The following is a 14,688-nucleotide window of genomic DNA, read 5'->3' as shown; positions in this document are numbered from 1 at the left end:
GAACGCCGATGGTACGCCTGCCGCCGCCGACGGCGTCGCCCGCGCAGACCAGCGGCGCAATCCCCAATCCCCAATCCCCAATCCCGAATCCCGACTCCACCCAGCGATCCTCTAAAATGTGCGGATGAACGAACAATGGCGCGAGCGTTTCGCCGGCATCGACCGGCTCTACGGGCAAGGCACGATCGGGCGGCTGGCGCAGTGCCGGGTGGCGGTGGTGGGCATGGGCGGGGTCGGCTCGTGGGTGGTGGAGGCGCTGGCGCGTTCGGCGGTCGGCCATGTGACCCTGATCGACGCCGACGACATCTGCGTCTCCAACACCAACCGGCAGTTGCCGGCGCTGGCCGGGCAGTACGGGCGCAACAAGGCGGTGGCGATGGCCGAGCGCTGCGTGGCGATCAACCCGCAGATCGAGGCGGTCGCGGTCGAGGCCTTCCTGACCCCGACCAACATCGCCGACCTGCTCGATGCCGGCTTCGACCTGGTGATCGATGCCTGCGACAGCTTCCGGGTCAAGGTCGAGACCATCGCCTGGTGCCGGCGGCGCAAGCTGCCGCTGCTGACGGTGGGCTCGGCCGGCGGACGCACCGATCCGACCCTGGTGCGGATCCGCGACGTGTCGCGCACCGAGCACGACGCGATGCTGGCGTTGATCCGCAAGAAACTGCGCAGCGAGTTCAACTTTCCCAAGAACCCGCAGCGCTATTTCGGCGTGCCGGCGGTGTACTCGCTGGAGAACGTGCGCTACCCGCAGGCCGACGGCAGCGTCTGTGGACTGCGCCCGGCGCTGGGGCCGGATGCGGCCTTGAACCTGGACTGCGGCGCCGGCCTGGGCGCGGCCACCCACATCACCGGTGCGTTCGCCTTCGCCGCAGTCGGCAAGGCCCTGGAGATGCTGTTGAAGCGCGCCGCGGCGCGCGAGGCCGCGGCCGCCTAGCGCGTGGCGGCTGGCGGCGGCGCAGCGTTCGCCAGGTTGCGCTCGGTGCCGGCCTGCAGCGTGGCCAGCCGTTCCAGGTCCTGCGCCGGCTGCGGCCGGCCGAACAGGAACCCCTGGAAGTGCCGGCAGCCCATCGCCGAGAGCATCTCGCACTGCTGCGCATCCTCGATGCCTTCGGCGAGCGCGACCATGCCCATCACCTCGGAGATCTCCACGATCTTGGCCAGCAGGCGCCGCGAGGATTCGTCGGCCTTGGCGTCGTTGACGAACTGCCGGTCGATCTTGAGCTTGGTGACGGGGAGCGTCCTGAGCATCGCCAGCGACGAGAAGCCGGTGCCGAAGTCGTCCAGTGCCCAGCCGATGCCGAAGGTCTTGAGTTCGTGCATCTTGGCGCGCACCCCGGCGGTGTCCACGTACAGCGCCGACTCGGTCAGCTCGAATTCCAGCGATGCCGGCGCCACGCCCTCGCTGGTGATCACCTGCTTCACCGAGGCCACGAAGTTGGGATCGAGCAACTGCACCGGGCTGACGTTCACCGCCACCACTAGGGCACGCAGGTCCGGTTCCAGCGACCAGCGCCGCAGCGTGCGGCAGACCTGACGCAGCACTTCCAGTCCCACTTCGCGAATCAATTGGCTCTCTTCGGCCAGCGGGATGAACTTGTCCGGGGTCAGCAGCTTGCCGCTGGGGTGCCGCCAGCGCACCAGCGCCTCGGCCCCGAGCATGTGGCCGTTCGCGTTGACCTGCGGCTGGTACAACACCTCGATCTCGTTGTTGCCGACCGCACGCGCCAATTCCCGCTCCAGCGAAATGCGCGCGTTCACGTCGTTGCGGTAGATGTGCAGGATCGCCGCCAGCAAGCCGGCCGCGCACGCCATGTTGGAGATCGCGCCGAGCCGGCGCATCCCCAGCGGTGGCGAGGACGCCGGCGCCAGCCAGTCCAGTTCGCCCGAGCCGAACGCGACGAAGGCACCCAGGCAGGCCAGCGGGAACACCAGCGCGCGGTAGCGGCGGCTGCGGTCGAACACGAACAGCGCGCCGGCCGCCAGCGGCAGGAAGAAGGTATGCACCGAGCGCGGCACCGTGCCGATCGGCGCGTCGATGATCGAGATCACCAGCACCACGACGAAGATGCCGTGCGCCACCAGCGACAGCGAGGCCTCGTCGCAATGGCGGCGGCGGCCCAGCGCCAGCAGGCCCACGGCGGTCAGTCCGACGAAGGCGAACGCCAACTCCGGCCGGCCGTAATACAGGTAGCACACCGTCCACAGGGCGCCGAGCGTGGTGCACGAGACCCCGGCCAGGGTCAGGGTGCTGCGCATCTTGCGGCTGCGATTGCTGTCGCGGAATTTCAGGGAGACCCAGCTTTCGCCGTTGGAGGCGGGTTTTTCCGAACTCGTGCCGCTCTTCATCGTCGCAGCGCCCGGGTGCGCGCCATCGTCGTTCGCGCCGGAGCGGCAGCGCAGGACGACACGATCGCGTGCGTGCGCCGCGCGCCGTGGAGAAGCGGGTAGGGGATGCGGCTTGCCGGTTGTTTCACGCCAGGAGGATCCGATCTGCCAGAACGCGTGCCATCGAGCCGGCCGCCAAGCCTTTGCTGAAAGCGAACGGATTCACACTCCGGTGCCTGGCGGACAAAGGAGCCGCTCGCCGTTTCAGCGCGGTGCACAGTAGCAGAAGCGAGCATGCCGAAACCTCGCGAAAGCACGGCGATCAGGCTGCTCAGTTCACAGTTTCGGACGAAAGCTGCCTCGCCAGGCGAGGCGCCACACCAGGCGCTTGCAGCCATGCCATACGCGGCCGACGGCTGGCGTCGCTTCCTGTGCCAACGCGTCAGTAAGCGACGCGCAGTGTCGAAGTGTGCTGTTCGCAGCGACGTGCCGCGTCAGGGGGCGACGGGCGTGCGGGCGCTCGCGTCGGGCAGGCCGAACAGCCGCCGCGCATTGGCCGTGGTCTGCGCGGCGATGGCCGCAGCAGGCACATCGCGCAGCGCGGCGATTGTGTCCAGCACCGTGCGCAGCCGCGCCGGTTCGTTGCGCTGCCCGCGGATCGCTGCATCGGGCTGGTCGGGCGCATCGGTTTCCAGCAGCAATTGCTCCAGGGGCACCGTGGCGGCGAGCCGGCGCAGGCGCTGCGCCCGTTCGTAGGTGACCGGCCCGCCGAGGCCGATCAGGAACTCCAGCGAGCGCAACTGCGCGGCCTGCTCGGCGCTACCGGCGAAACTGTGCACCACGCCACGCACGCCGCCGACCTTGCGGATCGCCAGGATCACCGCGTCCACCGCACGCCGCGCATGCACGATCACCGGCAGGTCGAACGTGCGTGCCAGTTGCAGTTGCCCGACGAAATACCGCTGCTGCTCGGCTTCGTCCAACCCTTCGACGAAGAAGTCCAGGCCGCACTCGCCGATGGCGCAGGGGCGCTCACGTTCGATCCATTCGCCGAGCAAGGGCAGGTGCTCGGGGCGGTGCTGGTCCAGGAACAGCGGATGCAGGCCGTACGCCGGATACAGGCCGGGCGCGGCTGCGCACACCGCGCGCAGTTTGGGCCAGGAGGCCGCAGTGACCGCTGGCACCACCTGCGCCTGCACACCGGCCGCCTGCGCGCGCGCCACCACCGCGGCGCGGTCCGGATCGAACTCCTCCGCATCCAGGTGGCAGTGGCTGTCGATCAACGGCATCGGCGCTCAGCGGCGCACGCGCCGCGCGGTGGAGGTCAGCGGCTCGGTGGCCGGCGCCGGCGTGCGGCTCTTCCAGTTGGCCAGCAGCAAGGTGCCCAGGCCGAACACGATCTCGTCGATGAAGGGCACCGGGTCGGGCAGCAGCACGCTCAGCACGAACAGCCCGGCGGTGATCTTGAACAGCGTCGGGTAGCGCAATTTGCCCGCCCAGCGCAGCAGCGGATACACGATCGGATTGGGCACGGCACGTCCTCCGGAGGAGCGGTGGAAACGCTAACAGCCTCGATATGGCGACGTTCTGGCGGCGTTACCAGTCGCGGCGCCGACGCATTGCTGAATAGGGAGCGGATTGGTTCAGCTTCCGCATGGTAATCACAGCACCGTAGACAACGCGGTCAGCCCGCAGGAGAGCACACATGAAAAGCACTACGACAACCGTTCTGGTCGCGGCTGGCGCCTTGCTGGTCGGCGGCGTCGCCACCGCGGCCTTCATGAACAATCGCGACAAACCGGTGGACGTCGCCAACAGCGACGTGCGTCCGGCCCTGGACAATACGCGTGGCGACAGCGCGCTGGACAACAGCGTCGGCGGCAAGCTGGACTACGCCGACGTGGTGCGGGTCGACCCGATCACCCAGAAACAGCAGCGCTATGCCGAGGTGATCGGTACCGAGCCACTGCGCGAGACCTCCACCACCACCACCCCGCGTCAGGTCTGCAACGACGTGGTGGTGCAGGAGCGCCTGCCCGAGCGCGACGGCAACGTCGGCGGCACCGTGGTCGGTGCGCTGGTCGGCGGCCTGCTCGGCAACCAGGTGGGTCATGGCAATGGCCGCAAGGCCGCGACCGCGGCCGGCGCGGTGGCCGGTGGCTTCATCGGCAACCGCATCGACCAGAACCACGTCGGCGGCCGCGTGGTCGACCGCACCGAGCGTCAGTGCCACACCGAGAACAGCACTGCGCAGTCCTCGACCATCACCGGCTACAACGTCACCTACCGCAACGACGACGGCAGCACCGGCACCATGCGCATGGACAGCAAGCCGGGCAGCCGCATCGCCATGGGCACGCAGGACGTTGTCAAGGGCTACGACGTGACCTATCGCTACGACGGCCAGGAAAAGACCGTGCGCATGGACGACCGCCCGAACAGCGACCGCCTGCCGGTGCTGGACGGCCGCCTGGTCACCCAGACCGCCTCGGCCGGCGACAGCGCCGTCAGCCAGCGCTGAGGCGCACCCAGGTTGCATCTCCGAAGGCCGGCGCTTGCGCCGGCCTTCGTCTGTCTGCGGGTGGCGGCGCGGGCAGGGCCGATACAATGCGGCTTTCGCCGTGGACACCGCCATGCCCCTGCCTTGCGACGACCTGTTCAACGTAGCCGCGCTGCTGAGCGAGGAGGAACGCGCGATCCAGCAGGCGGTGGCGTGCTTCGTCGATGCCAGGGTGCTGCCGGTGATCGGCGACGCCTTCGACCAGGCGCGGTTCCCGCGCGAACTGGTGCCGGAACTGGCGCAGTTGGGATTGCTTGGCGCCAGCCTGCCGGCCGGGCAGGGCGGTGGCGGCCTCAACGCGGTCTGCTACGGCCTGATCTGCCAGGAACTGGAGCGCGGCGACAGCGGCCTGCGCAGCTTCGTCAGCGTGCAGTCCTCGCTGTGCATGTACCCGATCCACGCCTACGGCAGCGACGCGCAACGCCAGCGCTGGCTGCCGGCGATGGCCGCCGGCACCGCGATCGGCTGCTTCGGCCTGACCGAGTCGCAGGGCGGCTCCGATCCGGCGGCGATGCAGACCCGCGCGGTGCGCGACGGCGATGGCTGGCGCTTGAGCGGCAGCAAGATGTGGATCACCAACGGCAGCATCGCCGACGTGGCGATCGTGTGGGCGCAGACCGAGGACGGCATCCAGGGCTTCCTGGTCGAGTCCGGCACCCCGGGCTTCGGCACCCAGGACATCGCCCACAAGATGAGCCTGCGCGCCTCGGTGACCTCGGCGCTGTTCTTCGACGACGTACGCCTGCCCGACAGCCAGCGCCTGCCCGGCGTGCGCGGGCTGAAGGGTCCGCTGGGCTGCCTGACCCAGGCCCGCTACGGCATCAGTTGGGGCGCGATCGGCGCGGCCATCGCCTGCCTGCGCGAGGCGCTGGCCTATGCCGGCGAACGCATGCTGTTCGGACGCCCGCTGGCGGCGACCCAGAGCGCGCAGATCAAGCTGGCCGACATGGCGCGGCGCATCGCCGCCGCGCAGTTGCTCGCGCTGCAACTGGGCCGGCTCAAGGACGCCGGCACGCTGCAGCCGGCGCAGGTGTCGCTGGCCAAGTGGAACAACGTGCGCATGGCCCTGGACATCGCCCGCGAATGTCGCGACCTGCTCGGCGGCGCCGGCATCACCACCGACTACGGCGCGATCCGCCATGCGCTGAACCTGGAATCGGTGATCACCTACGAGGGCACCGAGACCGTGCACCAACTGGTGGTCGGTCGCGAGCTGACCGGTATCAATGCGTTTTGAATCCATGTCCCGCGCGTGGCGCGGGCCCGTTTTGCAGGAGAACCGACGATGAGCGTCTTCGATGTGCGCGTGGAAACCGAGCGCCTGTTGCTGCGCCCGCCGACCGCCGAGGATTTCGCGGCGTTCTGCGCATTTTCCGCCGATGTCGAGACCATGCATCACCTCGGCGGGGTGCAGGCGCCGTCTGCCGTCTGGCGCGGCCTGGCGACGATGGTCGGCAGTTGGCAGTTGCAGGGATTTGCGATGTTCTCGGTGATCGAGAAGCGCAGCGGGCAGTGGATCGGCCGGGTCGGCCCCTGGCAGCCGCACGGCTGGCCGGGCACGGAGGTCGGTTGGGGTATCGCGCGTGCGTACTGGGGCCATGGCTATGCGCCGGAGGCGGCCGCGGCGTCGATCGACTGGGCGTTCGCGCAGTTGGGCTGGAGCGAGGTGATCCACGTGATCGCGCCGGACAACGCCAACTCCAAGGCGGTGGCGGGCAAGCTCGGGTCGCGCTATCTGCGTCCCGGACAATTGCCGGAGCCGCTGCCGCAGGAGCCGATCGAGGTCTGGGGACAGTCGCGCGCGCAATGGCAGGCGCGGCGCTGACCCGCGGCCGCGGCGGAGCGTCGTCGGGGGGGGGGGGGCGAGGCACCGCTCTTGCGCATCCCCATTTCCGACTCCCCAATCCCGACCCTTCAGCAAGCAAGGAGCGATGCATGGCAGCCGAACGTGTCCCCCTGACCGTGTACGGCATGGCGCTGTCCGGCAATTGCTACAAGGTGCGGCTGTTGCTGGAGCAACTGGGCTGCGCCTACCGCTGGGTCGAGATTGACAGCGCCAACGGCCAGACCCGCACCCCGGCGTTCCTGGCCAAGAATCCCAACGGCAAGGTGCCGCTGCTGGAGCGCGAGGACGGGCGCGTGCTCGCCGAATCCAACGCCATCCTGTGCTGGCTGGCCGAGGGCACCGGCCATCTGCCCGCCGATCCCTGGCAGCGGGCGCAGGCGCTGAGCTGGCTGTTCTTCGAGCAGTACAGCCACGAACCCTACGTTGCGGTGGCGCGCTTCGTCTGCGGTTGGACGCCGCCCGACTCGCCGCGCCGCGCCGAACTGCCGCGCCTGCGCGAGGGGGCGACGCGGGCGCTGGCGGTGATGGAACAGCACCTGCAGACGCAGGCCTGGTTCACCGGCCCGGCCTACGGCATTGCCGACATCGCGCTGTTCGCCTACACCCACTGCGCCGGCGACGCCGGCATCGTGCTGGCGCACTATCCGGCGCTGTGCGACTGGCTGCAGCGGGTCCGCGCCACGCCGGGCTTCGTGGCGCTGCCGCCGCTGCCGGACGAGGTACGCGCGCGCCTGGCGCTGGCGGGGACGGCCACGGCGTTCACCTGACTGCCGCGCGCCGGCGGCTAGCCTGAAGATTCATTCAGTCAGGAGCTACGCCATGAGCCAGTACCGCATCGCCGTGTTCGTCGGCAGCCTGCGCAAGGAATCGTTCAACCGGCGCCTGGCGCACGCGCTGGAGCGCCTCGCTGGCGACCGCGCCCGTTTCGAGTACGTGGAGATCGGCGACCTGCCGCTGTACAAACAGGACCACGACCACGACTATCCGGCGCAGGGCCGACGCCTGAAGACGCAGGTCAGCGGCGCCGACGCGGTGCTGTTCGTCACCCCCGAGTACAACCGCTCCATCCCCGGCGTGCTCAAGAACGCCATCGACCTGGGTTCGCGGCCGTACGGCGAGAGCGCCTTCGCCGGCAAGCCGGCGGCGGTGTGCGGGACCTCGCCCGGGGCGATCGGCAGCGCCCTGGCGCAGCAGCACTTGCGCAACGTGCTGGCCTACCTGGACATGCCGGTGCTGGGCCAGCCGGAGATCTTTTTGCAGTTCAAGGAGGGCCTGATCGCCGAGGACGGCGCCATCGACGACGAGCGCACCCGCAAGTTCCTCGCCGGTTTCATGGACAAGTTCATCGCCTGGATCGACGAATTGCAGGCCTGAGCAGTGCCGGGGCGCGCTGGCGGTGGCGCGTAGGGAGCAGCGGCTTTGCTTGGCTGGGCGTCGGCGAGGTTCTCAACCGCTTGTCCCCAGACTTGTCCCCAGGGTGGGCGACTACGCTGATGTGCGCGGCGCTCCCGGCCGGCGCCTCGCCCTAGCCGCAGCCGGGCGCGGCGACTAAAATCGGTGCCCGGGCCGCGGTGAGGCCGCGCCCGGCGTCCGCGCCCACAGAGAAGACCCAGCCTATGTCCGCCCGTCCCGGCTACCGCGGCGATCGCAAGAGCGAGCGCAGCGAACGCAGCGAGCCGCGTCTCGACCAGTTGCGCGTGCCACCGCACTCGATCGAGGCCGAACAGGCCGTGCTCGGCGGCCTGATGCTGGCGCCGGAGGCCTACGACCGGGTCAACGACCAGCTCACCGACAAGGATTTCTACCGGCGCGATCACCAGTTGATCTACCGCGCGATCCGCGAGCTGGCCGAGAAAGGGCGCCCGTTCGACGCGGTGACCCTGGGCGAGTGGTTCGAGTCGCAGGGGAAGCTGGAGATGGTCGGCGACGGCGCCTACCTGATCGAACTGGCCAGCACCACGCCCTCGGCCGCCAACATCGCCGCCTACGCGGAAATCGTCCGCGACAAGGCGGTGCTGCGGCAGCTGATCGAGGTCGGCACCACCATCGTCAACGACGGCTTCCAGCCGGAAGGGCGCGAGAGCGCCGAGTTGCTGGCGTCGGCGGAAAAGGCGGTGTTCCAGATCGCCGAGGCCGGCGCGCGCGGGCGCAGCGACTTCGTGGCGATGCCCGGCGCGTTGAAGGACGCGTTCGAGGAGCTGCGCAACCGCTTCGAGAACGGCGGCAACATCACCGGCCTGCCGACCGGCTACAACGACTTCGACGCGATGACCGCCGGCCTGCAGCCGACCGACCTGATCATCCTCGCCGCGCGTCCGGCGATGGGCAAGACCACCTTCGCGCTGAATATCGCCGAGTACGCGGCGATCAAGTCGAAGAAGGCGGTGGCGGTGTTCTCGATGGAAATGTCGGCTTCGCAGCTGGCGATGCGCCTGATCTCCTCCAACGGCCGCATCAACGCGCAACGCCTGCGTACCGGCCAGCTCGAGGACGAGGACTGGGCGCGGGTCACCGGCGCGATCAAGATGCTCAAGGAGACCAAGATCTTCATCGACGACACGCCGGGCGTGTCGCCGGAAGTGCTGCGCTCCAAGGCGCGCCGGCTCAAGCGCGAGCACGACCTGGGCCTGATCGTGATCGACTACCTGCAGCTGATGTCGGTGCCCGGCAACAGCGAGAACCGCGCCACCGAGATCTCGGAGATCTCGCGTTCGCTCAAGGGCCTGGCCAAGGAACTGGGAGTGCCGGTGATCGCGCTGTCGCAGCTCAACCGCTCGCTGGAAACGCGGACCGACAAGCGCCCGGTGATGGCCGACCTGCGCGAATCCGGCGCGATCGAGCAGGACGCGGACATGATCGTGTTCATCTACCGCGACGACTACTACAACAAGGAAAATTCGCCGGACAAGGGCCTGGCCGAAATCATCATCGGCAAGCACCGCGGCGGCCCGACCGGGTCGTGCAAGCTCAAGTTCTTCGGCGAATACACCCGCTTCGACAATCTCGCCCACGATTCGGTGGGGGCGTTCGAGTAAGCCGCCGCCCGCATGCGCGGGCAACGGCGGTGACCGGCGGGGCGTCCGCAACGCTGCGGACCCCGGCCGCGCGGCGCGACGATCAGTACGGAATCTCGATCTCGGCGTTGCTGGTGGCGTCGTAGGTGTTGGCGCCGTACTCGGCGTGGTGGGTGCAGACCACGGTGATCTTGCGGTAGATCCCATAGACGAAGTTCGACGTGAAGTGCACGTCGACCAGGGCACCATTGCCTTCCTCGTCGTAGTCGGTGGTGTAGCCGTTGCCGTACGGGTCGTAGGCGTTGCAGCGCACGTTGATGTAGCGGGCGTCGACGCGGTCGTTGTTGGCGTTGGCGAAACGCGAGTAGGCGCGGATCTTCAGGCGCTTGCCGCCGGCCGGGCGATTGTCGGACTCGTAGCCCTGGTTCTGGATCACGCCCTGCAGCGTGTAGACCGGCGTGCTGCCGCCACCACCGCCGCCGCCGCCACATTCGACGCCATTGTCGACGCCGACTTCGTTCTGGAATTCGCCCGGCTCGGTGGTGCAGGCCATCGCCAGCGGGGCGGCGAGGCTCAGTGCGAGGGTGAGGGCGGCTTTTGCGATGCGCTTGTCCATGGGTCTTGCTCTCCTGAAGGTCTTGCGGATGTCGGCGATGGGCGTGAGCGCGCTGCGCCATTCGCTGCCCGCAGCGCGTCGCGGCCCTGCAGATGCAGATCCGGGCGCGGGCGGTTCGGGCCGCACGCAGCCGCACTCGCCGGCCGTGGTGGCCGTGAGGTCGCAGAGGCGATGGCGGATGTCCCCATGCGCGCGAGACGGCCGTGGCCGTGTCGTACGCGGTGCAGCGAAAGCACGGATGACGCCCTTCCCCGGAACGTCATCCAACAGCAGCGGTCGCGGCGCCGCTTCGACATGACGGCGCCCGCCTCGGCGTTATAGCAGGGCGCGCGAGGCGCACGCGCGTGGCGCGCGGCGATGTCTACGAAATCAGTCCGGGGCATGCGCGGCATACGCACCGGCATCGCCAGGCGTGTGCGGCGCGCGTCGCCGCATGCTCACCTGGCCACTGCACCCGATCCGTATCATGGCGCGTCCTTGGCTGCGTCCCTTCGCGCATGAGCTACGCCATCGTCTGGTTCCGGCGCGACCTGCGCCTGCACGATCAACCTGCGTTGCAAGCTGCCCTGGACGCCGGGCATACGCCGGTGCCGGTCTACCTGCACAGCCCGGAGGACGAGGGCGCGTGGGCCGCGGGTGCGGCCTCGCGCAGCTGGCTGCAGCGCTCGCTGGCGGCGCTGGACGCGCAACTGCGCGAACGCGGTTCGCGCCTGATCCTGCGCCAGGGCCCGGCCGAGACCGCGTTGCGCCAGGTGATCGCCGACTGCGGCGCGGTGGCGGTGTACTGGAATCGCCGCTACGAGCCGGCCACGCAACCGCGCGATGCGCGGCTCAAGCGCGCGTTGCGCGAACAGGGCCTGGAGGTGCACAGCCACAACAGCGCGCTGCTGTTCGAACCCTGGCAACTGGCGACACAGCAGGGCGGTCCGTACAAGGTGTTCACCCCGTTCTGGCGCAGCGCGCTGAGCCACTGGCAGGTGCCGGCGCTGCAGCCTGCGCCGAAGACGCTGCCGCCGCCGCCCGCGGGCCTGCAAAGCCTGCCGCTGGAGCGGCTCGGCCTGGCGCCGGCGCTGGATTGGGACCGCGGCTTCTGGGAGGTCTGGCAGCCGGGCGAGGCGGGCGCGCACGAGGCGCTGGACGTGTTCGTCGACGGCGCGCTGCGCGACTACCTCGATGGCCGCGACCGCCCGGACCAGGTCGGCACCTCGCGGCTGTCGCCGCACCTGCATTTCGGCGAGATCGCACCGTGGCACATCGTCGCCACGCTCGAACGCCATCGCCGCGCCGCCACCGCTGCGGCCATCGACGGCTACATCCGCCAGCTCGGCTGGCGCGATTTCGCCCACCACCTGCTGCACCATTTCCCCGACACGCCCGAACGCAACCTCAATCCGCGCTTCGCGCGCTTTCGCTGGGCCAAACCCGACCCCGCGCAGTTGCACGCCTGGCAGCGCGGACGCACCGGCGTGCCGATCGTCGATGCCGGCCTGCGCGAGCTGTGGCACACCGGCTGGATGCACAACCGCGTGCGCATGATCGTCGCCAGCTACCTGTGCAAGCACCTGCGCGTGCACTGGTCCGAAGGCGCGCGCTGGTTCTGGGACACCCTGGTCGACGCCGACCTGGCCAACAACACGCTGGGCTGGCAGTGGGTGGCCGGCACCGGCGCCGATGCCGCGCCGTATTTCCGCGTGTTCAATCCGGTGACCCAGGCGCAGAAGTTCGACCCGAAGAGCGACTACATCGCGCGCTGGGTGCCGGAACTGGCGGCGCTGCCGGTGGCCGACCGCTTCGCCCCGTGGCAGGCGCCGCAGCGGCTGGCGCGCGCTGCACCTCAGTATCCGCGGCAGCCGATCGTGGACCTGGCGGCGGGCCGCGATGCGGCGCTGGCCGCCTACCGCGAGACCGCCGCCGGCTGAACGCCGCGCCGCCACGGCGGCGTGCGCAGGTGGCCTGGGCGCGCGATTGACGCCCTTCGCCGACGCATGATTCACTCCGGGCTCGGACAGGAGCCCGCATGGCCACCAGCTCAGCTCGCCGCAAGCCGCAGCGCGAACCGATGTCGCGCGTGGACACCGCCTGGTTGCGGATGGACCGGCCGACCAATCCGATGATGATCACCGGCGTGCTGATGTTCGACGAGCCGCTGACCCTGCCCGCGCTCAAGCAACTGGTGCGCAAGCGCTTCCTGGCCTTCCCGCGGTTCCTGCAGAAGCCGGTGGAGACCGCCACCGGCGCGTACTGGCAGCGCGACGACGATTTCGATCTGGACTGGCACGTGCGCCTGTCGGCCTTGCCGGGGCGTGGGCAGAAGAAGGCGCTGGAGCGCTTCGCCGGGCAGATGGCGTCCACGCCCTTGGACAAGACCAAGCCGTTGTGGCAGTTCCACCTGATCGAACGCTACGAAGGCGGCTCGGCGCTGGTGGCGCGGATCCACCACAGTTACGCCGACGGCATTGCCCTGGTGCAGGTGCTGCTGTCGCTGACCGATACCCAGCGCACCCCGGAGCCGTCGGCGCAGCTCGGCCGCGCCTGGCTCAAGGACGACGGCAAGGAGGTGGTGCGCCGGGTCGGCGCGGTGGACCGCTACCTCAAGCTCGGCGGGCGCATGCTCGACAAGGGCCGGGCGATGGCGCAGGACCCGAACCTGCCGCAGATGCTGGCGCGCGAAGGCGGGCTGATCGGCCGCGAGCTGGTCAATGCCTTGCTGCTGGCCGACGATCCGCCGACGCTGCTGCGCGGCCGCCTCGGCGTCAGCAAGCGCGTGGCCTGGGCCGAGCCGCTGGACCTGGACGAGGTCAAGGCGGTCGGCCGCGCCTGCGATTGCACGGTCAACGACGTGCTGATGGCAACCATGGCCGGCGCCTTGCGCGACTACATGCTCGAGCGCGGCGAACGCCTGGACGGGGTGACCCTGCGTGCCACCGTGCCGGTCAACCTGCGCCCGCTGGAGCATGCGCGCAAGCTCGGCAACCACTTCGGCCTGGTGTTCCTGGACCTGCCGGTGGGCGAGGCCAATCCGGTGCGGCGCCTGCAGTGCGTGGCCCGATCGATGCAGCAGCTCAAGCAGTCGCGCCAGGCGATGGTGGTGTTCGGCCTGCTGGCGGCCGTGGGCATGGCCCCGGCGGCGCTGCAGTCGGCGGCGCTGGACCTGTTCAGCCGCAAGGCCACCACCGTGGCGACCAACGTGCCGGGGCCGCAGCAACCGCTGTATCTGGCCGGCAGCCGCGTGCGCGAGATGATGTTCTGGGTGCCGCAGACCGGGTCGATCGGCGTCGGCGTGTCGATCATGAGCTACAACCATCGCGTGCATTTCGGCCTGATCGGCGATGCGCGGCTGATTCCCGATCCGGACGCGGTGATGCGGCGGGTCGGCGCCGAATTCGAGAAGCTGCTGTACCTGGCGCTGATGAGCGACTGGGAGCAGCCGCTGCGCGCCGCCGACGCCGAGACCCTGCTGCCGTCTTCCTGAACCGGGCGCATCGCACGCCGGGCTGCGTTCATCCGCGCCTCGCGTGGCGCTGTTTATGCTGCGGCCACGTCAAACCAGGTTCGGAGAGAACATGATGAAAACGACCACCCTTCGCGGCGGGTCCGTGGCCCTGGCCAGTGCGCTGGTGTTGTCCGCCTGCGCCACCGGCGGCTCCTACGTGCAGCGCGACCAGTACGGCAACCCCACCGAGCAGCAGAACCGCACCGGCCGCGGCGCGCTGATCGGCACCGCGGTCGGCGTGGCCGCCGGCCTGCTCAGCGGCAGCAGCGCCACCGAGCGCCGCCAGCACGCGATGATCGGCGCCGGCATCGGCGCGCTCAGCGGCGCGGCGATCGGGAATTATCAGGATCGGCAGGAACGCGCGCTGCGCGAGCGCACCGCCAACACCGGCATCGACGTGCGCCGCGACGGCGACAACATCACCCTCAACCTGCCCGACGGCATCACCTTCGACTTCAACCAGTCCACGCTCAAGCCGCAGTTCTATTCGGCGCTCAACGGCGTGGCCCAGACCCTGGGCGAATACAACCAGACCATGATCGAAGTGGTCGGCCACACCGACAGCATCGGCAGCGATGCGGTCAACCAGCGCCTGTCCGAACAGCGCGCGTCCTCGGTGGCCGCATACCTGACCGCACAGGGCGTGCAGCCCGAGCGCATCCAGACCCTGGGCGCCGGCAAGAAGTATCCGATTGCCGACAACAGCACCGAGGCCGGCCGCGCGCAGAACCGTCGCGTCGAGATCCGCGTGGTGCCGCTGCGCGCCTCGGCCGGCTGACCGAGCCGCCGAGCGCAACGACGAACGGGCCGCATTGCGGCCCGTTCGCGTTT

14 protein-coding genes are annotated in these 14,688 nt (G+C 69.6%); 10 read left to right on the top strand and 4 right to left on the bottom strand.

Features of this window, described 5'->3' with window-relative positions; translation table 11 throughout:
- Window positions 1-124: 124 nt before the first annotated feature.
- Window positions 125-937: a tRNA threonylcarbamoyladenosine dehydratase gene (locus Q7W82_RS14905; protein ID WP_242160474.1), complete on the top strand. Its 813-nt coding sequence runs from the start codon at window positions 125-127 to the stop codon at window positions 935-937.
- Here Q7W82_RS14905 and Q7W82_RS14900 read toward each other — a convergent pair.
- The 3 genes from Q7W82_RS14900 to Q7W82_RS14890 all read right to left on the bottom strand — a co-directional run bounded on the left by Q7W82_RS14900 (window position 934) and on the right by Q7W82_RS14890 (window position 3,860).
- Window positions 934-2,349, bottom strand: a complete 1,416-nt coding sequence (locus tag Q7W82_RS14900; protein WP_242160473.1) for an EAL domain-containing protein — start codon at window positions 2,347-2,349, stop codon at window positions 934-936. The two genes, Q7W82_RS14905 and Q7W82_RS14900, sit on opposite strands and share 4 nt — an antisense overlap.
- A 473-nt stretch (window positions 2,350-2,822) precedes the next feature.
- Window positions 2,823-3,617, bottom strand: a complete 795-nt coding sequence (locus Q7W82_RS14895) for a TatD family hydrolase (RefSeq protein WP_242160472.1) — start codon at window positions 3,615-3,617, stop codon at window positions 2,823-2,825.
- 6 nt (window positions 3,618-3,623) lie between these two features.
- A complete protein-coding gene (locus Q7W82_RS14890) occupies window positions 3,624-3,860 on the bottom strand; it encodes a DUF6116 family protein (protein WP_242083017.1) in 237 nt (78 codons plus the stop codon).
- A gap of 173 nt (window positions 3,861-4,033) precedes the next feature.
- Between Q7W82_RS14890 and Q7W82_RS14885 the strand changes: the two genes are divergently transcribed.
- The 6 genes from Q7W82_RS14885 to Q7W82_RS14860 all read left to right on the top strand — a co-directional run bounded on the left by Q7W82_RS14885 (window position 4,034) and on the right by Q7W82_RS14860 (window position 9,769).
- Window positions 4,034-4,849 (top strand): glycine zipper 2TM domain-containing protein, encoded by an 816-nt coding sequence (locus Q7W82_RS14885; RefSeq protein WP_311195508.1) that lies wholly within the window; start codon window positions 4,034-4,036, stop codon window positions 4,847-4,849.
- A 100-nt stretch (window positions 4,850-4,949) separates the two neighbouring features.
- Window positions 4,950-6,125 carry an acyl-CoA dehydrogenase family protein gene (locus Q7W82_RS14880; protein WP_242160471.1) on the top strand — a complete coding sequence of 392 codons (1,176 nt, stop codon included), beginning with the start codon at window positions 4,950-4,952 and terminating at the stop codon, window positions 6,123-6,125.
- A gap of 48 nt (window positions 6,126-6,173) precedes the next feature.
- Entirely contained in the window at window positions 6,174-6,713 is a 540-nt protein-coding gene (locus Q7W82_RS14875; protein WP_242160470.1) for a GNAT family N-acetyltransferase, read from the top strand.
- 110 nt (window positions 6,714-6,823) lie between these two features.
- On the top strand, window positions 6,824-7,501 hold the full coding sequence (locus tag Q7W82_RS14870; protein ID WP_242160469.1) for a glutathione S-transferase family protein: 678 nt from the start codon (window positions 6,824-6,826) through the stop codon (window positions 7,499-7,501).
- 52 nt (window positions 7,502-7,553) lie between these two features.
- Window positions 7,554-8,108 carry an NADPH-dependent FMN reductase gene (locus Q7W82_RS14865; protein ID WP_242160468.1) on the top strand — a complete coding sequence of 185 codons (555 nt, stop codon included), beginning with the start codon at window positions 7,554-7,556 and terminating at the stop codon, window positions 8,106-8,108.
- Window positions 8,109-8,350: 242 nt separating this feature from the next.
- On the top strand, window positions 8,351-9,769 hold the full coding sequence (locus tag Q7W82_RS14860; RefSeq protein WP_019798147.1) for a replicative DNA helicase: 1,419 nt from the start codon (window positions 8,351-8,353) through the stop codon (window positions 9,767-9,769).
- A gap of 82 nt (window positions 9,770-9,851) precedes the next feature.
- Here the strand turns inward: Q7W82_RS14860 and Q7W82_RS14855 are convergent, their stop codons facing one another.
- Entirely contained in the window at window positions 9,852-10,364 is a 513-nt protein-coding gene (locus Q7W82_RS14855; RefSeq protein WP_242160467.1) for a hypothetical protein, read from the bottom strand.
- Window positions 10,365-10,861: 497 nt separating this feature from the next.
- On the opposite strand from Q7W82_RS14855, the gene Q7W82_RS14850 reads away from it, so the two are divergent.
- The 3 genes from Q7W82_RS14850 (at window position 10,862) to Q7W82_RS14840 (ending at window position 14,635) form a co-directional block, all read left to right on the top strand.
- A complete protein-coding gene (locus Q7W82_RS14850) occupies window positions 10,862-12,283 on the top strand; it encodes a deoxyribodipyrimidine photo-lyase (RefSeq protein WP_242160466.1) in 1,422 nt (473 codons plus the stop codon).
- Between the two features lie 98 nt (window positions 12,284-12,381).
- Window positions 12,382-13,836 (top strand): wax ester/triacylglycerol synthase family O-acyltransferase, encoded by a 1,455-nt coding sequence (locus Q7W82_RS14845; RefSeq protein ID WP_242160465.1) that lies wholly within the window; start codon window positions 12,382-12,384, stop codon window positions 13,834-13,836.
- A gap of 91 nt (window positions 13,837-13,927) precedes the next feature.
- Complete coding sequence (locus tag Q7W82_RS14840) at window positions 13,928-14,635, top strand: OmpA family protein (RefSeq protein ID WP_242160464.1); 708 nt, start codon at window positions 13,928-13,930, stop codon at window positions 14,633-14,635.
- Window positions 14,636-14,688: the final 53 nt, after the last annotated feature.

This window comes from Xanthomonas indica, assembly GCF_040529045.1.
Classification (GTDB): domain Bacteria; phylum Pseudomonadota; class Gammaproteobacteria; order Xanthomonadales; family Xanthomonadaceae; genus Xanthomonas_A; species Xanthomonas_A indica.
The sequence above is the reverse complement of the archived record's forward strand: the minus strand, read 5'-3'. Positions and strand labels throughout refer to the sequence as shown.